Origin of the sequence: Kitasatospora albolonga (genome assembly GCA_002082585.1) — a bacterium.
Taxonomy (GTDB): domain Bacteria; phylum Actinomycetota; class Actinomycetes; order Streptomycetales; family Streptomycetaceae; genus Streptomyces; species Streptomyces stephensoniae.
On record CP020563.1, the window covers coordinates 5,419,124 to 5,437,649 of the forward strand.

Consider the following 18,526-nt stretch of genomic DNA (forward strand, 5'->3'; position numbering starts at 1 on the left):
CGCCACCATCAGCAACAACCGAGAGGCAGCACACCCATGACCGTGAACACCCCTGTGGACGTCTCGGCCGTCCGGGCCATCGTCGTCGACATCCTGGAGCTGGAGGACGACGAGCTCACCGGGACCAGCCTGTTCATCGAGGACCACGGCGCCGACTCGCTGGGCGCCATCGAGATCCTCTCCCGTATCGAGAAGGAACTCGGCGTGGTCATCGCGCAGGAGGACCTCGTGAAGCTGGTGAACCTCGACGCCGTTCTCGAGGTGCTCGCCACGGCCGAACGGCGCCAGCCGTGAGCGCCGTCGACCCGGTGCGCGGCCCCGCCGAAGGGCCGCGCCGGGTCGTCCTCACCGGCTGCGGGGCCCTGTCCAGCGTCGGCATCGGCGTCGCCGCGTTCACGACCGCCCTGCGGGAGGGCCGGGTCGGCACGGGGGACATCACCGCCTTCGACTCCACCGGCTTCCCCAGCCGCCGGGGCCACCAGGTGCACGGCTTCGACGCGGCGGCCCGGCTGCGCCGGGTCCGGCCGGAGGAGACCGGCCGGGCCACCCAGTTCGCGGCGGCGGCCGCCCGGATGGCCCTGGAGGACGCCGGGCTGACGGAGGATCAGCTCCGCGAGCGGCGTGGCACCGTCGTCGTCGGTACCACCGACGGCGAGACCGGCGAACTCGACCTGCTCACCGAGTCGGCGCTCTCCCTGGGCGCCGCCGCCTTCACCGGTACGGCGCTGAGCAGGTCCGCCACCGGGAGCCTCGCGCTCGGGATCGTACGGGAGCTGGATCTCTCCGACGTCGAGGTGTCGACGATCGCGACCGCGTGCGCGGCGGGCAACTACGCCATCGGCAACGGGTTCGACGCGGTCCGCAGCGGGGCCGCCGAGTGGGCGCTCGTCGGCGGCGCGGACGCGCTGAACCGCAAGACCTTCGCCGGGTTCGCCCGGCTCGGCCTGATCGCCCCCGACGAGTGCCGGCCCTTCGACACCGGGCGTGCCGGACTGCTGACCGGCGAAGGGGCGGGCCTGCTTCTGCTGGAGAGCGAGGAGTCGGCGCTCGCCCGGGGCGCGCACATCTACGCGGAGGTGCTCGGCTACGGCCTCAACTGCGATGCCGCCCACCCCACCGCCCCCGAGGAGGACAGCGTCGCCCGCTGCATCCGCCTCGCCCTGGCGAACGCGTCCGTGAAGCCGGAGGAGGTCGACCTGATCTCCGCACACGGCACCGGCACCCCGACCAACGACGCGACCGAGATCGCCGCCATCCACCAGGTGTACGGGGACACCCCGCCGCGCACCGTCGGCGTCAAGTCGATGATCGGGCACACCATGGGCGCGGCCAGCGCGCTCGGCGCGATCGCCTCCGCGCTCGCCATCCGGCACGGTTTCGTCCCGCCGACGGCCAACCACCGCGAGACCGACCCGGCCTGCCGCGTCGACGTCGTACCGAACACCTCGGTCACCGCCGATGTGCGGGTCGTGCAGAACAACGGGCTCGCGTTCGGCGGCAACAACGCCATCGTCCTGCTGGGCCGCCACGAGAGCGCGGGCCACGGGGGCGCGGGCCATGAGGGCGCGAGTCGTGAAGGTGCGCGCCAGGACACACGAGGGGAGAACGTCCGATGAGCAACGCCGTCATCACCGCGTGGTCGGCGGTGTCGCCGTACGGCACCGGCAGCGCCCCGCTGGCGGACGGCCTGCGTACGCGCACGGCCGCCCCCCGGTCCGAGGCGCCGGAGGAGTGGACGGCGCGGCCGGACGCGACCGCCCGTCTCGTGCCCGGCTTCGACGTCCGTGAGGCGCTCGGCCGGGCGGGCACCCGGGGCATGGACCGGCTCACCGGCCTGACCGCCGTGACCGTACGGGAACTGCTCGCCGCGCGGGGGGCCGAGCAGGACGACAGCCTCGGCACCGGGGTCGTCCTCGGCACGGCGGCCGGGAGCGTGCAGGGGTTCATGGAGTTCACCCGGGCCTCGCTGGAGGGCGCCCGACCCATCGACGTACCGCCGTCGAAAGCTCCCAACATGGCGATGAACAGGGCGGCTTCGGCAAGCGCGATCCGGCACGCGCTGAAGGGCCCCAACAGCACCGTGGCCGCCGGTCGGCTCTCCGGCCTGGTTGCCCTGGACCACGCCAGGCGGCTGCTCGCCGACGGGCGGGCCACCCGGGTGCTCGCCGGATCGGCCGAGGAGTACTCCGCGAGCCGCGCCCACCTCACGCACGCGGCGCACGGCGACGACGTGGTGCTCGGCGAGGGCTGTGTGATGGTCCTGCTGGAGCCCGCCGACCGGGCCGACGGCCGGCCGCTCGCCGAACTCCTCGCGGTCCACCACCGGGTGGCCCCGACCGGCGACTTCACGGCGGCGCTCACCGCAGCCGTCGAGACCGCGCTCACGGCGGCCGGAGTACGCGCCGATGAGGTGTGGGCCGCGCTCCCCGGCAACGCGCCGGGGGCGGCGGGGGAGCAGGAAGTGCGGCTGCACGAGGCTCTGTTCGGTGCGGAGGTACGCGAACGGGTCGCGACCACCGCGCTGTTGGGGGAGACGGCAGCGGCCACCGGGGCCTTCCAGCTCGCGGCCCTGCTGTCGGAGCCGGGCGAGCCCGGCCGGATCGCCCTCGTCACGACGACGGACCCCGACGGCTATGTGGGCTGCGCGGTGCTGCGCCTCCTCACGGACGGCACACCGCCCGCCGCCGGGAACGCACCTACCGCCGGGGGCGCGCCCGCTGCCGGTGACGTGCCCACCACCGGCAACGTGTCCGCCGCCCCGACGACGGCAGAGGAGATCGACGCCCGATGAGTGACACCGAGCACCGCACAGGCAGTGACACGGGCGGCACCCCGGACCTCCCCGTGACCCGTCCCGTCGCGCTCATCAGCGGCGGATCGCGGGGGATCGGCCGGGCCGTCGCCCTGCGGCTCGCCGAGGAGGGATACGACATCTCCTTCTGCTTCCGCGGCGACGAACAGGCCGCCGCGCTCCTGGAGAAGGAGCTGACCGCTCTCGGCGCCCGCGCGTTCGCCGCACGGGTCGATGTCACCGACGCCGAGGGTGTACGTGGCTGGGTGACCCGTACCGAGGAAGAGTTCGGGCCCGTCGCGGTGGCCGTCACCTCGGCGGGCATCACCCGCGACAAACCGCTGCTGATGATGTCCGACACCGAGTGGCACGAGGTCCTCGACACCAACCTGGACGGCGTCTACCACGTCTGCCGGGCCGTCGTGTATCCGATGCTGAAGCGGCGGGCCGGTGCCATCGTCACCCTGGCCTCCGTGTCGGGCCTGCTGGGCAACGCCGGGCAGACCAACTACGCCGCCTCCAAGGCCGGGATCGTCGCCTTCTCGCGCTCGCTGGCCAAGGAGGTCGGCCGCCGGGGCGTCCGGGTCAACGCGGTGGCACCCGGCCTGATCGACACCGACATGTCGGCGGTGCTCGGCGACGGCATCAAGGAGGAGGTCGCCGGACGGACGGCGCTGGGCCGGGCCGGGCTGGCGGCCGAGGTCGCCGACGCCGTCGCCTACCTGGCCTCCCCCCGCGCCTCCTACATCACCGGAGCTGTTCTGCCCGTGGACGGCGGGCTGTGACCGTGGCACCACGGCCGGTGGTCCCCGCGCTGCGGCGCGGGGACTGCCAGCTGTGGTGGGCGTCCGGCCGGGACGACCCGTGGCTGCGCACCCTGCTGGACGACCGCGAGCGCGCCCGCGCCGACCGGCTCCGCCACCCGGCGGCCCGATCCCTGTACGTCGGCGCCCACGCGCTCGCCAGAACCGTTATTGCGGCCCAACTCAATATCTCCGTAAGGGAATTGAAGCTGACGGTGGAGTGCAAGCACTGCGGCGACGCCACGCACGGCAAACCGCGCCCGCCCGCCCCGCTGCGGCTCTCCCTGTCGCACTCCGGCGCCCGGGTGATCGTCGCCCTCGCGCACTCCACCGACATCGGCGTGGACGTCGAGGAGGTCGCCCCGCACGCGCCGGAGACGGTCGAGAAGGCCCTCGCCCCACCGGAACGCGCCTCCCTCGCCGCGCTCCCCGCCGCCGAGCGGACCGCCGGATTCATCCGCTACTGGACCCGCAAGGAAGCCCTGCTCAAGGCGACCGGCGACGGCCTCGCCGTACCGCCGGCGCTGCTGCACGTCACCGCTCCCGACACCGCGCCCCGGCTGCTGTCCTGGTCGGGGCCCGGGCGCCCCCGGCTGCCGCTGCGGCTGTACGACCTCGACGCGGGTACGGGCCACCGCGCCGCGCTCGCCTCCGTCGGGGCCCCGGTCCGGCTGACCCACCACGACGGCACGGCCCTGCTCACGACGGCGCGCCCGGATGGACCCGGTACGCCCGCGCCCCGCCCGGCCGCGCCCCTGTCGTCCCGTACCCCCGTCCCCGTACCCGCCCACGCGGGTGCGTCCGCTTCGCCGTACACGACCACCTCGGAAGGGCAGCCCACCTCATGACTCAGTACGTCGCTCTGATCGCCGACGCGCTCAGCCCCGGCGCGAGGGCCGTGCTCACCCGGGACGGTGCGGTGGAGGTGCGGCAGGTCGACGGCACCGACCGGACCGCGCTGCTGGCCGCGCTCGCCGATGCCGACGCCGTCCTCGTACGCTCCGCCACCCGCATCGACGCGGAGGCCCTCGCCTCGGCGCCCCGGCTCAGGGCCGTCGCGCGGGCGGGGGTCGGACTGGACAACGTGGACGTGGCGGCGGCCACGGCGGCGGGCGTGCTCGTGGCCAACGCTCCCGCGTCCAACGTCGTCAGCGCCGCCGAGCACGCCGTGGCGCTGCTCCTGGCGCTCGCCCGCCATGTCCCGCAGGCGCACGCCGCCCTCAAGGAGGGCCGCTGGGAGCGCGGCGCGTACAGCGGGGTGGAGCTGGCGGGCAAGACGCTCGGCGTGCTCGGCCTCGGCCGGATCGGCTCGCTCGTGGCGCGCCGACTCGCCGCCTTCGACATGGAGGTCATCGCGTACGACCCGTACGCGAGTCAGGCCCACGCCCGGACGCTCGGCGTGCGTCTCACCGATGTGGACGAACTGCTGTCCCGCTCGCAGTTCCTGACGGTCCATCTGCCGCTGACGGAGCAGACCCGGGGCCTCATCGGCTTCGACGCCCTCCAGCGGGTCCGCCCCGACCTGCGCCTGGTGAACGCGGCGCGCGGCGGCATCGTCGACGAGGCGGCGCTGTACGCGGCCCTCAAGGAGGGCCGCGTCGCGGGGGCCGCGCTGGACGTGTACGCGCACGAACCGTGCACGGACTCGCCCCTGTTCGGGCTGGACAACGTGATCGGCACACCGCATCTGGGCGCGAGCACGCCCGAGGCGCAGGACCGGGCGGGTACGCAGGCCGCCGAGTCGGTCCTGCTGGCGCTCGCGGGCCTGCCCGTACCCGACGCGGTGAACGCACCTCAGGGTGTCCCCGTGCCTACGGTGTGAGCCGCATGGACAGCGTGACCGCCGCCCCGTTCCTTCCGGGTTCTCCGGGCGCCGCGCGGTCAGCCGCCACCGGCGACGACAGGAGCGGCGCCGACCGCGGCGGCGCCGCTGACCGCTGCGACGCCGTTGACCGTCGCGCCGCCCACCGCCGCCGTGTCCGCCGTACCGGGGCCCAGCCAGCCGCGCTCCATGGCCAGTGCCCCGGCCTGGAAGCGGCTGCGGGCGCCCAGGCGGGCCAGCAGATCGGCGGTGATGCGCCGCCCCGTACGCACCGAGACGCCGAGCTTGCGGGCGACGACATCGTCGGTGTGGCCGTCGAAGAGCAGGTCCAGCACGGCCTGTTCCTGCGGGGTGAGCCCGTCCGGCGTCGCCTCCCTGGCCTCGCCGATCGGCTGGGACTGCTCCCAGATCTGCTGGAAGAGCGAGACCAGCGCGGTGACGACTCCGGCGCCCTGGAGGACCATCACCCCGAGCAGGGACGCCTCGGGGTCGATGGGCACGATGGCCGCGCGGCGATCGTAAATGATCATGCGCAGCGGCAGTTGCGGCAGGACCCGCACCTCACCGCCGATGTCCTGGAGCCAGCGCGCGTAGTTCAGCGTCGGCGGATCGTTGCGGATCGAGTCCAGGTAGATGTACCGCACCTGGACGCCGCGTTCGACGGCTCCCTGGTCCAGCGGCCGGGCGGCCTTCAGGGCCGCCAGCGGCTGGGCGCCGCGCGGTGCGAACACCTCGATGGAGCTCTCCGCCCCGTACGACAACCGCTCGATCTGCGAGTTGATCGCGTCGAGCCCCGTGTATCTGCGCACCTCGTCGGTCCGCGCCGTCGGACTGCTCTCGTACTCGGTGAGCATCTGCGTGATGGCCAACCGGGAAGTGGCCACCGCCTGTTGATGCCGTGCGAGCTCCTGCTCCTGCCGGTGCAGCAGCCCGGACAGCCCGAACTCCGGGTTGACCAGGCGCACTTTGTCCGGCTCCTCGGAGGAGTTCCTTACGAGTGTGAGCTCGGCGAGTCGGTCCAGCGTGGCCCGGGCGCGCGCGACGGGCCAGCCGAGACCGTCGGCGATCTCCGATACGCCCGCTTTCGGCAGTTTCAACAGGATGCGATAGACGGCTTCTGCGTCTGAATCCAGACCTAGTTGCCCCATTGATGCGCTCCTCCCCCCAGAGGCCCCCTACCGGCGCTTTATGCGGAGTCGCCGGATCGCCCTGACTATCCCAGCCCAGTTGGATCGACTGCAAGCCTACTCAGGGGTACGCGGATCGGTTCACAGGAAGTTCGTGGAGGCCCCACCATGTTCCTCGTGACGGCGACCGTGCCCGCCGGCTCCCTTTCCGGCGGAACGGACCTTGACCAGCGCATCCGTGACCTTGCCTCCCCCGAAGACCAGTTGGAGCACGTCCATGTGGCCGCCGCGCCCGACGGCGGCACCCGGCTGGCCCTCTTTCTCGGCCACCCGGACGGCGCCCGCACCGAGGCGGCGGCGGTGCGCCTCCTGGCCCGGGCTCTGCCTCCGGCCGCCGGGGCGTCGGTCGACTGGACACCGGCCACCTCCCTGCTGAGCGCGATGGAACGACTCGGAGCGGGCGCGCATGACAAGGAGTTGCCATCACAGGAGGCTGACACTCAGTGATGCTGACGAGGCAGTCGGTGAATGCAAGACTCGCCGACGTCAAGCAGGAACGACCAGCACCGTGAATGTTCTAGGGGGACACCACCACCATGCGTATCTGCGTCCAGCGCCGCACCCGGCACACCGCCAAGCCCGTCGCCCGCCGTATCGCCACCGTGGCCCTGGTCGCCCTCGCGGCCACCGCGTCCGCGTCGACGGCCATGGCGGCGGAGCCCGCCCAGGGTGCGGCACAGGGGAGGACGGCCGCAGGCGTCACCGGTGCGGCGGCCGGGCTCGTCGCCAGCACCCTCAAGCTCTTCGGCCTCGGCGACGTCGTCATCGTCAGCCCCAACGGCAACACCTGGGGCCCCTGATGCCCGTACGCGACGAAGAGGCCGTCACCTCGGACGTGGCCGCACCCGTCACCTCGGACGTGACCGCACCCGTCACTTCCGATGTGACCGCACCCGTCGCCTCCGACGTGACCGTACTCCGCGCCGACATCGACCTCGTCGACGCGGAGATCCGGGCCCTGGTGGCGCGCCGCGGCGAACTCTCCCGGGCGATCCAGCGGGCCAGGATCGCCGGGGGCGGCCGGCGTACCGACCTCGCCCGTGAGACGCGGGTCATCACGCCCTACACGCAGAGCTTCGGCCGCCCGGGCACCGCCATCGCCCTGGCGCTGCTGGAGATCTGCCGGGGTACGAAGCCCACGGGCTGACCCGTTCGGCACCCGGCACCTCGCCCGGCACCTCCCCGAACTCCCGGACCCGGCCGGGGCGGTGGAGGTGCCGGGCTTCTGCCGACCGTACGGTTCAGGCCACAGGGCCACCCCACCGCTCAGGTCACAGCACAGCCGTGCCGGGCCCCGGAAGCGGCGGCGAAGGCCGTCAGCAGCCGTTGCGCGTCCTTGCCGCCGACCCTGCTCCGTACGCCCTTCCCGGCATCCGGCCTCGGGAACTCCTCGAACTTGTAGTACGCCGTATCCAGGGCTCCCCCGCAGGAGCGCGCCCGCACGACCGCGCCGAGCACGCTGCCGGGGTAGCGGCCGTCCAGGTACTTTTCCTGCTCGGCGGAGGGCCCGTAGTACGCGCGCAGACGGACGTGGTGGCCCTCGCCCCTTTCCGGTCCCCGCAGGGAGCACTCCTCGGTGAGCGCCCGTCCGGCGGGCTTCTCCGCGGCCGTCGTCAGCCCCAGCCGCTCCGCGTCCCGTGGGCCGACGACGTCACGGCAGGTTCCGGTCGCCCGGGCGGCGGGGCGCGTCGTCCACCGGGTGCGGTCGACGGCCGAGGGGCGCTGCCCGAGGGCCCCCTCACAGTCGAAGCGCTTCGCCGCGCGGCGGGCCGACTCGGTGGTGAACCGGGCCAGTTGGAGGAGCTGCTCGTCGGAGAGCTCCTTGACGTCCTGGCGCGCGGAGGCCAGGACGAGGAGCCCCTTGCCGGGCAGCGGAGCGCAGTCGACGAGCACCGCCGCATCGGGCGTGAGCCCGGAGGTCGAGAACGAGCCGTTCCAGCCGAATCCGATGGGGGACGCCGAGGCATCCTCCGCCGCGCCGCTGGCACGGTGTGCCGCCGACGGACGAATGTTCAGTTTGAGCTGGACGCCCTCGAACTTCTCGAGCTCCTCGGACTCCTCGGACCTCTCGCCATGGGCCCATGCCGCGCAGTACTCGGTCGCCTGGCCCGTCCAGTCCGCGGTGTGGCCCTTGAAGGCCAGCTCGGCCCCGCCGAAGAACGCGGCGGCCTCCTCGGCCGCCAGCGATCCCCGGCAGGTGTCGGCCGGGACCCGCGCCGGGCCGTCGTCCCGGAGGCCGAACCCCCAGATGAGCCCGCCGGCGGTGAGCGCCAGGACGAGCGCCGCCCCGGCCGCCCGGTTCCGTATGTATCGCATGCTTCGCACCGTGCTGCCTTCCCCCGTTGATCTTTCTCGCCGATCAGGCCGAGGACGCTATCCGATCGCAGTTCGGGCGGGACGAGCGGGTTCTGTTCGGGGTCTGGCGGGTAGATTGGTGGATAAGTCCCCTTGGGGAGGCTGATTCGATGCCGTGGCTCGTATGGTTGCTGGCCGCCGCGGCGCTGGGCGCTGCGGAGTTCTTCACCCTGACGCTGGTCTTCGGGCTGCTGGCCGGCGCCGCACTGGTGGCCGCCGTGGTGGCCGGTGTGGGGGTCGGGCTGCTCGGCCAGCTCGTGGCGCTCGGACTGGCGGCGGTCGCCGGTCTCGCCATCGTCCGCCCCGTCGCCCTGCGGCACATGGCACAGGCGCCCCTCGTCCACGAGGGCAGCGACGCGCTGATCGGCAAGCGGGCGGAGGTCATGCAGGAGGTCACCGCCACCCACGGCCTGGTCAAGGTCTCCGGTGAGGAATGGTCCGCCCGGGCGCTCGACGAGAGCCATGTGATCCCGGTGGGAGCGCTGGTGGACGTCATGGAGATCGAGGGCGCCACAGCTGTCGTGTATCCCCGCGAGCTTCTTCCGTGAACGGCTGAACACGCAGCGGGAGCAAGGCGGCGGAGGAAGAGGGAGGAAGTATGGATGCGGTTGTGATCCCGATTCTTGTGGCGGCGATCGTCGTCGTCTTTCTCGTGGCCGCCACCGTGCGGATCGTTCCGCAGGCGCGCCGTTACAACATCGAACGGTTCGGCCGGTACCGCCGGACGCTGCAACCCGGCCTGAACTTCGTCCTGCCGGTGGCGGACCGGGTCAACACCAAGCTCGACGTGCGTGAGCAGGTGTATTCGTCCGAGCCCAAGCCGGTGATCACCGAGGACAACCTCGTGGTCAACATCGACACCGTGCTCTATTACCAGATCACCGATCCCCGGGCGGCGGCCTACGAGGTCGCCGACTATCTCCAGGCGATCGATCAGCTCACCGTGACCACCTTGCGCAACGTCATCGGCTCCATGGACCTGGAGGGGACGCTCACCTCGCGTGAGGAGATCAACGCCCGGCTCCGTGCCGTCCTCGACGACGCGACCGGCAAGTGGGGTATCCGGGTCAACCGGGTGGAGATCAAGGCCATCGATCCCCCGAACACCATCAAAGAGGCGATGGAGAAGCAGATGCGGGCCGAGCGTGACAAGCGCGCGGCCATCCTGCACGCGGAGGGGGAGCGGCAGGCCAAGATCCTCACCGCCGAGGGTACGAAGCAGAAGGACATCCTGGAGGCCCAGGGCACCCAGCAGGCCATGATCCTGCGGGCGGACGGCGAGGCGAAGGCGGTGGAGCTCGTCTTCCAGTCCGTCCACCGCAACAACGCCGACGCGAAGGTCCTGGCCTACAAGTACCTGGAAACGCTCCCGGACCTGGCGAAGAGCGACAACAACACGTTCTGGGTGATCCCGGGCGAGCTGACCGAAGCGGTCCGGGCCGTCACCAGCGCGTTCGGCGACCGGTCGGCGATGGGCCTTCCCCCGGAAGCGACCGCGCAGCGCGAGGAGGAACCCGCCGAGGCCGGGACTGCCGGGGCCGCCGGGACTCCGGAGCTCGACGCGGACCCGACGCTCGCCCTGGACGCCGCGGCGGCGGCCAACGAGGTCGCGAAGCAGGCCGCGGCAGCGGTGAGCGACGCGAAGGCGGAGGCCGAGGCCGTGGGGGAGGCCCAGCTCCCGGGCCGGGGACAGACCCGAGACGGCTGAGGGTGTGGCCGGAGGCGACGGCCAGGCCCGCCGGGTCTGCCCGATCCGCAGTGCGGTCCTGGAAGGGGACAGGGGCGGGCGACAGGGCCGAACGGCGAGTGGTCGGCGTAAGGCCGGACAGCTGCGGAGCTGAGGTACAGGACATAAAGCGGCTATTTTCAGTCAACCTGGCAAATCTCTGGGAACTTGCTCCCCTGCGCCGTGTGAGCTGCTCGCTTGAGGGTTCGTTCGTATGCGTCGCGCCGTGCAGTGTTGAGGGGAATCAGGTATGTCCAGTCTGAAAGAGAAGCCTACGGCTGCGACTTTCGATGTTGAGGCCCTTGTGGCGGCCGCGTGGAACGGCGAGATCCGTGTACCGCACTTTCAACGAGGGTTCAGGTGGGCGCGCGAGGATGTTCGACGCCTGTTCGACAGCATCGTCAAGGGGTACCCGGTCGGCAGCTTGCTGCTGTGGGAGCGCCCTGCTGTCCAGCAGCAGGTGACTCTCGGTGCCCTGCATTTCGATGCCCCTGCCACGGATGCGGCTCAATGGGTTGTCGACGGGCAACAGCGAATTACAGCCCTGGCTAACGCGCTGCATCCGTCGGGGCAGTCAGATCAGAAATTCGCCCTTTCATACAACCTGAAGAACGGAAAATTCATCTCGTCGCCGCCGACTGCTGACCCAATGGTTATTCCACTCCCGATTGTCTTTGATCTTCAGCAAATCTTGAAGTGGTTCGCCAGGTACCCCGAGATTGCGCAGCACCTTGACGATGCGACGAGTGTGACCAAGCGGCTGCGTCAATTCCCCATCCCTGCATACGTTGTCAAGCAAGGCAGCCCGGACGCTCTGCAAGAGATCTTCGACCGAATGAACAACTACGGAAAGAGGCTCAAGCGTGCTGAGGTGTTCTCGGCCCTGTATGCCGGCGAAGAATCGAAGCAGGATGAAACTCTGACCATCGAGAGGATCGGCCAGGGGATCAACGTTGAGAGGCAGTTCGGGACCATTGATGACGACACCATCCTGAGGGCCATCCTTGCGAGGCGTGGCCCCGATGTGACGCGTGACATCCACCATGAGTTCGATGACGGGAAGGAGGGGCGGGACGCCGCCTTCAAGGCGGGGGAGGAGGCTCTGCTCCAGGCTGTCAAATTCGTGCAGGAGAAGGCTGGCGTTCCTCATTTCCATCTTCTGCCGTACAGGTTCCTCCTGGTGGTTTTGGCACGGTTCTTCGCCCATCACCCTGACCCGGGGCCAGGCGGTCTAGAGGTACTACGCAGCTGGTTCTGGCGGGCTGCTGTAGTGGGGCCGTACATTTTCCGCGGAAGTGCTACCGGTGCGATGAAGGCGCAAACCTACAAGATCCTTCCCCACTCGACGGAGGAGTCCCTTCGTGGTCTCATCGACGTCGTGGAGCGGTCCGAGCATGCCATGCCGAACGCTGCTCGCCTGCGGACCAACGAGGGGGCCGGGAAGATTATCCTCTGTTCTCTGTGGGCTCTCGGTCCGCGTGACTTTCTGACCGGAGACACCATTGAGCAGCCGCGCCTGGCTCGTGTGATCGGAGACTCCAACACGGCAGCCTCGGCCATCAACTACATTATTAATCCCAGGAATGTGGGAAGCAGTCAACGTCTCTCTGCCAGTAACCGGCTGATCCTGAGCTCGGAGAAATATCCTGCGAACGAGATCGACAGTCTGATTTCCAATCAGCCGATTCACCTGGGCGATGTCGAGTGGGAATTGGTCCTCGCCTCTCATGCTGTGAACAGGGGAATGGCTCAGCTTCTTGCCTCGGGGAAAGTTGTGGAGTTCCTTCGCCATCGAGAGCAGATCGTGCAGCAGAATCTGCAGGATTTTCTCAGTGAGATGTGCGGATGGAAGTTTGACAGCGTCGAGCCGCTCCTGGACCAGCTGTCTGCGGAGGTCGACTCCGGGATGGAGAGCTGATCCGAGGGACAGAGGCGGGCAGCCCGCACCCACCTGAGTGCCACCCGGGCCGAACCCCCTGAGCGCTGTGCTGCCCCCCGTGGCCGGACCCGCACCCCGGATGGCCGAGAATGCCTGCATGAGCGAAGAGTCGATACGTACGTACCTGGGCACGGTGGAACGGCAGCTCGCCGCCGACGGATGCGGGCCCCGCTGGGAGCAGTGGGGCGGTTCCCCCGTGCTGATCGGGCGGCGGGCCGACTTCCGGATGCGCTGGGCGGCCACCAAGCTGCACCTGTTCACCGTCGCCACCGCCGTCCCCGAGATCACGGTGCAGACCGTCGAGGGCTTCACGGCCCAGGCGCTGCGCTACGCCAAGACCAACAAGGGCGGGCTGCCCGTGGGGTTCCAGACCGGGCTGGCCGTCTTCCCCGTGCTCGTCAGCGACCGGGTGGACCCGGCGGCCATGGCCTGGGCCGAGGAGAAGCAGCGTAACCAGTTCGGCTGCTTCGCCCGGCCCGTCGTCGTGGACGCCGCGAACGGCTACGCGGGCTACTACCAGGGCAAGCCGATGGTGGGGCTCGCGTACGCCGCCCATCTGATCGAGAAGGGCGACCTGTACTTCCGCTCCGCCCCGGTGGCCTGAGTCCCCGCCTACCGCCCCGCCGCCACCCCCAGCTCCGCGATCCCCGTCGGCTTCTCCGGGTCCTCCGCCCGCACCGTCACCCGGACCTTGCGTGCCGTGTCCCCCGGCAGGAACGGGCGCCAGAAGCGGCCGTCGACCGAGGTCTCCACGGTGGACGAGGCGGGGGCGGGGTCGCTCCAGCGCGGGGTCACCGCTGTGACCCGGAGCGGGTGCGGGCCCAGGTCCACCGTCAGGGACCCCGTCGCCCCGTCCGGTGACCAGGATGTCGCCGGGGAGCCGTCCACCGCCGCCTCCGCGTACAGGCCCGGGGCCTCGGACGTGGCCGTCACCGGGCGGCAGCGCGCCGCGTCCGCCGTCGGGGTCAGGTCCGGGCGGCGGGTGGGGAGCACCAGCGCCGAGGTCAGGCGGCGCGGGCCCGCCGCCGTGTGGACCGTGAACGGCGCGCCCGACGTCAGGCGGACCGTGCTCGTCCGGGCGCCGATCTCGACCTCGTACGTGGCATCCCGGTACCGCAGCCCCTTCAGCGTGACGCCCTCGTGCAGCTGGGGCGGCAGCAGCGGGTCCAGGCGCACGCCGTCCTCACGGAGCCTCAGCCCCGTCAGGCCGTGCGTGAAGACCTGGAGGAGCCCGCCCTTCCCGGTCAGGAAGTCCTCGGCCGGGAAGCCCGACAGCGGGTCCTCGGCACCGGACTTCTCGCCGCGCGCCTCGGAGAACAGGTCGTAGGGGCCCCGCATGAACGGCCGGACCGCGCGCTGGAGATACGTGTACGTCGAGCAGCCCGGCTCTCCGGTCTCCGCCGCGACGACCGCGTGCACGGAGTCCGTCATCGCCGGGCCGTCCGGATCGGTGCGGGCCGCGTAGTAGTCGAGCGTGGCGGCGGCCGCGCCGGGCTCCATCGGCCATTCCAGCGGGTACATCAGCAGCACGGTGTCCGCCTGCTTGATGGTCGAGCCGTTGTAGCCCGCGTACTGGAGGAAGACCTTCCGCTCCGCGTCGTACGGGATACGGAGTCCGTCCGCCACCCGGTTCCAGGCCACGGGCGGCCGGTGGCCCAGGAGTTGGGCCGCCCGGGTCGCGTTGCGGAGGGCGGTGGCGGCGACGGCGTTGGTGAAGACGGCGTCGTCCACCCCGTTGCTGTACTCGTCGGGCCCGGCCACGTTCCTGACGGAGTAGCTGCCGTCCGCGTTCGCCGTGGCGCGGGACTCCCAGAACTCCGCGATCCCGCGCAGCAGCGGCCAGCCCCGCGCCGCCAGCCAGTCGCGGTCGCCGGTGGCGAGGTAGTACTGCCAGACGGCCAGCGAGACATCGCCCTGGAGGTGGTTCTGCGTCAGGCAGTGCGGCGGGTCCCAGCTCTGGCACTCGGAGTCCATCCGGCCCCGGCTCGCGCTGGTCCAGGGGTAGAACAGGCCCCGGTGGCCGTACTTCTCGGCGTTCGCGCGGGCCGCGTCCCGGGTGCGGTAGCGGTATTCGACGACCGAACGGGCCAGTTCGGGGCGGGTGGCGAGCAGCCCGGGGAACATCCATGTCTCGGCGTCCCAGAAGATCATGCCCGCGTAGTTGTCGCTGGTCAGGCCCGCTGGGGCGATGCTGTCGGAGGAGCCTCGGCGGGTGTTGGCGAGCAGCCCGTACTGGGCCGAGCGCAGCCACCGTTGCAGCTCCGGGCGGCCGTTGACCACCACATCGGCCGACCACGCCTCGCGCCACGCCCGCTCGTTCGCCGCGAAGACCCGGTCCCAGCCGCGCCGGGCCGCGCGGTGGGCGGCCTCGCGGGCGTCCTCGGCGGGGGTGGGCGAGGTGAGGGCGGTGTCGACGCCGACGTACTTCTCGAACGTGTACGTCCTCCCCTCCCGTACCGGCGTCGGCTTCGGGGCCGTACGCGACTCGGGGCGCAGCGTCTCCACGACCCCTGAACTGTGCCGCATCGCCTGCGCCACCGCCCCCTCCACGCCGGTCCCGAGCGTCCTGAACGTGCCGTCCCTGCGCAGCGTGATCCGGCGCGCGCCCCGCTCGTCCAGTCGGCCGGTGACCGTCGCCGTACCGCTCCAGCGCGGGGTCATCCGCAGGCGTACGGCTCCGGTGTGCACGTCGGAGCGGTCAGCCAGGACCTCGTAGGTCAGGTCCGTGGCCCGGCCGTCCGCCGTCGTCCACCGCAGTGAGGTGCGGACGAGACCGCAGCTGAGGAAGACCGTCTGCCGGTAGTGCGAGATGCGTCCGGCTGGGGTGTCCGCGCCGAACTTCTCGTTGCCGACCCCCACCTCGACCGTCGTCCAGCTCGGCAGCGCGGCGATCACCTCGCGGCCCTCGGAGACGGCCTTGTCCCGCGCGTAGAGACCGGAGACGAACGCGCCGTCGTAGCGGGGCGTGTAGAGGGGCCAGCCGGTCTCCTCACCGGTCGCCGCGTAACCGGTGCCCGCGGCGGGGACACGGTGGCCGAGGTAGCCGTTCCCCACGTACGGGTCGTAGCCGTCGGCCTCCCCGAAGCGGGTGGAGGTCAGTGCCCAGCCGGGGTCCTCGCCGTCCGCCCGGCCGCAGGCGGGGACGGCGGAGGACGGTGGTGGCGCAGGAGTGGCGGCGACGGCGTGGGGGAGGGGCGGCAGCGGTGCGATCAGGGCGGCCGCGACCAGGGAGGCGAGGACGGAGATGCGCGAGAGGCTCACGGTACGAAGGTAGGGAGACGGCCGCGGAGCCGGGTGGTACGGCACGCCCGCCCGTACGAAGGTGGCGTGAACACGCCCGCCGGATGGCCCTGCCGACGCCTTGAGCCCCCGATGCGACTCTCAGCCCCGTACGTCCCTGACGAAGACCAGCCCGTCCGCCTCCTTCAGGTGCGCCGGGTCCAGGCCGAAGTAGCCGAACCAGGGCGAGACACGGGGCGCGGGCAGCGGATCGCCCAGGGTGGCGGCCAGACGGCGGGCGTCGATGAGGAAACGGTCCTCCGGCAGCGCGTACAGGAGGCCCTCCACCGTCTCCGGCGGCGGGGTGTCCACCCCTTGGTGCCGGATCGTGCCGAGGGCCGTGGGGAGGAAGGCGTACGCCGGACCCAGGTGCGCGCTCACGATCGATCCGGCGCTCCACCACTCCAGCCGCTCACCGCCCATCCGCATCGAACTCTTCTCTCGCTGGAGGTGGGCGTTGTGGGCGAAGGCCAGGACCGGGCCGCGTGCGGCGAGGGCGAGGAGGTTCTCGGCCATCATCCGGTCCCGGACGGAGACCAGCCGGGTCATCCGGGCGGGCGTGGTGTCGGCCAGCCAGGCGTGGTAGCTCAGCAGACCGGTGGCGGTGCGGCCGTGGAGGCGGGCGCGGTCCCAGTCCTCCCGACCGGCCGCCGCGATCAGACGCGGTGCCCGCTCATCGAGCAGGGAAACCAAGTCGTGGGCGATGAGGGCGAGTTGTACGGCCTCGGGGGAGCGGCCGCAGGAACGGGACGGGTCCATCAGCGCGGCCGGTCCGGTCCACCGGTCGTCCGCGCCGAGCAGCTCGTCGAGCGTCTCGGCGGTGCAGGGCAGGAGGCTGCCGGTGGGGCCGTCCGCGAGGCCGTCCGCGTCCGGCCAGGAGGTGAGGAAGGTGTGCAGGGCGGTGAGCGCCTGCCGGGGGCTCGCGGCGCCCGTCATCTCCAGCGGGGCGTCGAAACCGGCGAAGCGGAGCTGGTCGGCGGCGGGGCGGCCGGTGTTGTACTCCCTTGCCCAGCGCACGAGTTCGCGGTTGGCGGCGGAGGCGCCGAACCCATGGCTGAACCCGTGTGCCATGGCCTCGTCCAAGGTGCCGGCACCCGTGGTGACGTACGTGTCCACGAGCAGGCCCGCCAGGCAGTCGCTCTCGACGGCGATCGTCCGGTACCCCTCCTGCTCCACGAGTTGCCGGAAGAGTTCGTTGCGTACGTCGAGCAACGTGTCCTCGCCGTGGGTGGGCTCGCCCAGGGCGAGGACATGGGGTCGGGCCGGGAGCAGCTTCATCACGGCGGAGGCTTCGACGGCATGGGTGAGGTGCGCGATGTCGGTGACCATGCCTTCAACGGTATCGTTGAACTCTCGATGGAGACTTTTACGCAGAGGTGCCGTGAAACATGGGAAGTGCAGGGGAAAACCTTCAACCATGGGTACGGCTCCGGCCGGTCGATCTGGCCCGTCCGCACGGCCTCTCCACCCAGGCCGTACGGAACTACGAGGAGGCCGGAATCCTCCCCGCCGCCGCGCGCACGGAGAGCGGCTACCGCACCTACTCCCCGCTGCACGCCCAGGCCCTGGATACGTTCCTCGCCCTTCTCCCCGGCCACGGCCACCCGACGGCGACGGGCATCATGCGGGCGGTGAACCGGGGCGCGGCCGAGGAAGCGTTCCGGCTCATCGACGAGAGCCACGCCCAGCTTCTGGAGGACCGGCGCACTCTGTCGGCGGTGGAGAACGCGCTGCGCGACCTGGGGCCCGGCGCACCGGAACCCCCGGGCGGCCCCGGCCGGAGCCCCGGCCAGGCCCCTGGCCAGGCCCCCGGTCAGGGTCCTGGCCAGGCCCCCGACCATGGCCCAGGCCAGACCCCCGGCCGAGCGGCGGCCCCCACCTTCATCGGCCCCCTGGCCGACCGGCTCTCCATCCGGCCCGCCACCCTGCGCAAGTGGGAGGCCGCCGGGCTGGTCCGGCCCCGCCGTGATCCGCTGACCGGGTACCGCGTGTACGGTGAGGCCGAGGTGCGGGACGCCCGGCTGGTCCATCAACTCCGGCGCGGGGGCTACCTCCTGGAGCAGATCGCCCCGCTTGTCGACCAGGTCCGGGCGGCCGGCGGGCTCGCTCCCCTGGAGGCGGCTCTCGGCGACTGGCGCTCCCGGCTCGCCACCCGTGGCCGGGCCCTGCTGACCGGCTCCGCGAAGCTCGACGCGTACCTCAAGGAGCACGAGCACGAGCAGAAGCGCGAGCAAGGGGCGCGAGTACGACCAGAAGCGCGAGCGTGAGCGGAAAAGCAGAGCGGTTCTCAGGATCTCTTCGTAACGTCCAGGTGAATCGGCCCGCCCGGAAAGCGCGTTCAGGGCGGGCCCGGCGGGCCGCCGCGGGGCCCGGGCCTCCGCTCTCCGGCCGACCGGACAGCGCCAGGTCAGGGGCGGAAGTGGGGGAGCGGGTTCCGCCACGGGCACGGTGCCGGACGATCGTCGTCCGCCGGATGTCAGGCATATGGCAGATGAATGGCGGGCGTATGGCATGGCTCGACGCACCCTTGTGGGTTTGCCATGGATCGGTCAATCTTTCGCTGGCAGCAGGGCATGCCGGTCACGGACGACGCAGAAAGCGTGGCGTTCGGACGGTTGATTTGT

16 protein-coding genes and 1 pseudogene are annotated in these 18,526 nt (G+C 71.4%); 13 read left to right on the plus strand and 4 right to left on the minus strand.

The genetic code is table 11. From position 1 onward, the window contains the following. The first annotated feature begins 36 nt into the window (after nt 1-36). Genes B7C62_24075 through B7C62_24100 form a run of 6 tightly spaced genes read left to right on the plus strand, consistent with a single transcriptional unit; the run spans nt 37 to nt 5,416 of the window. A complete protein-coding gene (locus tag B7C62_24075; GenBank protein ARF74969.1) occupies nt 37-294 on the plus strand; it encodes a polyketide-8 synthase acyl carrier protein in 258 nt (85 codons plus the stop codon). Beyond that, nucleotides 291-1,616 (plus strand): 3-oxoacyl-ACP synthase, encoded by a 1,326-nt coding sequence (locus tag B7C62_24080; GenBank protein ID ARF74970.1) that lies wholly within the window; start codon nt 291-293, stop codon nt 1,614-1,616. The genes B7C62_24075 and B7C62_24080 overlap by 4 nt, the downstream gene beginning before the upstream one ends. Further along, entirely contained in the window at nt 1,613-2,791 is a 1,179-nt protein-coding gene (locus B7C62_24085) for a hypothetical protein (GenBank protein ID ARF74971.1), read from the plus strand. Before B7C62_24080 ends, B7C62_24085 begins: the two co-directional genes overlap by 4 nt. Further along, nucleotides 2,788-3,576, plus strand: coding sequence for a beta-ketoacyl-ACP reductase (locus tag B7C62_24090; GenBank protein ARF74972.1), 789 nt, complete (start codon nt 2,788-2,790; stop codon nt 3,574-3,576). Before B7C62_24085 ends, B7C62_24090 begins: the two co-directional genes overlap by 4 nt. A gap of 50 nt (nt 3,577-3,626) precedes the next feature. Continuing rightward, nucleotides 3,627-4,442 (plus strand): hypothetical protein, encoded by an 816-nt coding sequence (locus B7C62_24095; protein ID ARF77352.1) that lies wholly within the window; start codon nt 3,627-3,629, stop codon nt 4,440-4,442. Next, on the plus strand, nt 4,439-5,416 hold the full coding sequence (locus B7C62_24100; GenBank protein ID ARF74973.1) for a hypothetical protein: 978 nt from the start codon (nt 4,439-4,441) through the stop codon (nt 5,414-5,416). The genes B7C62_24095 and B7C62_24100 overlap by 4 nt, the downstream gene beginning before the upstream one ends. A 173-nt stretch (nt 5,417-5,589) precedes the next feature. Here the strand turns inward: B7C62_24100 and B7C62_24105 are convergent. Further along, nucleotides 5,590-6,564, minus strand: a pseudogene (locus tag B7C62_24105) (hypothetical protein). Between the two features lie 147 nt (nt 6,565-6,711). Between B7C62_24105 and B7C62_24110 the strand changes: the two are divergent. Both B7C62_24110 and B7C62_24115 read left to right on the plus strand, forming a co-directional pair. Then, complete coding sequence (locus B7C62_24110; GenBank protein ARF74974.1) at nt 6,712-7,050, plus strand: hypothetical protein; 339 nt, start codon at nt 6,712-6,714, stop codon at nt 7,048-7,050. Next, nucleotides 7,010-7,750, plus strand: a complete 741-nt coding sequence (locus B7C62_24115) for a hypothetical protein (GenBank protein ARF74975.1) — start codon at nt 7,010-7,012, stop codon at nt 7,748-7,750. Before B7C62_24110 ends, B7C62_24115 begins: the two co-directional genes overlap by 41 nt. 119 nt (nt 7,751-7,869) lie before the next feature. Here B7C62_24115 and B7C62_24120 read toward each other — a convergent pair whose 3' ends face one another. Beyond that, nucleotides 7,870-8,919: a hypothetical protein gene (locus B7C62_24120; protein ID ARF74976.1), complete on the minus strand. Its 1,050-nt coding sequence runs from the start codon at nt 8,917-8,919 to the stop codon at nt 7,870-7,872. Between the two features lie 149 nt (nt 8,920-9,068). On the opposite strand from B7C62_24120, the gene B7C62_24125 reads away from it, so the two are divergent. From B7C62_24125 to B7C62_24140, 4 genes are all read left to right on the plus strand, one after another. Continuing rightward, nucleotides 9,069-9,506 (plus strand): hypothetical protein, encoded by a 438-nt coding sequence (locus tag B7C62_24125; GenBank protein ARF74977.1) that lies wholly within the window; start codon nt 9,069-9,071, stop codon nt 9,504-9,506. Nucleotides 9,507-9,556: 50 nt separating this feature from the next. Continuing rightward, complete coding sequence (locus tag B7C62_24130) at nt 9,557-10,666, plus strand: hypothetical protein (GenBank protein ARF74978.1); 1,110 nt, start codon at nt 9,557-9,559, stop codon at nt 10,664-10,666. A 268-nt stretch (nt 10,667-10,934) separates the two neighbouring features. Continuing rightward, nucleotides 10,935-12,602 (plus strand): hypothetical protein, encoded by a 1,668-nt coding sequence (locus B7C62_24135; GenBank protein ARF74979.1) that lies wholly within the window; start codon nt 10,935-10,937, stop codon nt 12,600-12,602. 118 nt (nt 12,603-12,720) lie between these two features. After that, nucleotides 12,721-13,227, plus strand: coding sequence for a levansucrase (locus B7C62_24140; protein ARF77353.1), 507 nt, complete (start codon nt 12,721-12,723; stop codon nt 13,225-13,227). Between the two features lie 8 nt (nt 13,228-13,235). Here the strand turns inward: B7C62_24140 and B7C62_24145 are convergent, their stop codons facing one another. Next, nucleotides 13,236-15,884 (minus strand): haloacid dehalogenase, encoded by a 2,649-nt coding sequence (locus tag B7C62_24145; protein ID ARF74980.1) that lies wholly within the window; start codon nt 15,882-15,884, stop codon nt 13,236-13,238. Between the two features lie 120 nt (nt 15,885-16,004). Continuing rightward, a complete protein-coding gene (locus B7C62_24150; GenBank protein ID ARF74981.1) occupies nt 16,005-17,231 on the minus strand; it encodes an erythromycin esterase in 1,227 nt (408 codons plus the stop codon). Between the two features lie 59 nt (nt 17,232-17,290). On the opposite strand from B7C62_24150, the gene B7C62_24155 reads away from it, so the two are divergent. After that, entirely contained in the window at nt 17,291-18,169 is an 879-nt protein-coding gene (locus B7C62_24155) for a MerR family transcriptional regulator (protein ARF74982.1), read from the plus strand. Nucleotides 18,170-18,526 lie beyond the last annotated feature (357 nt).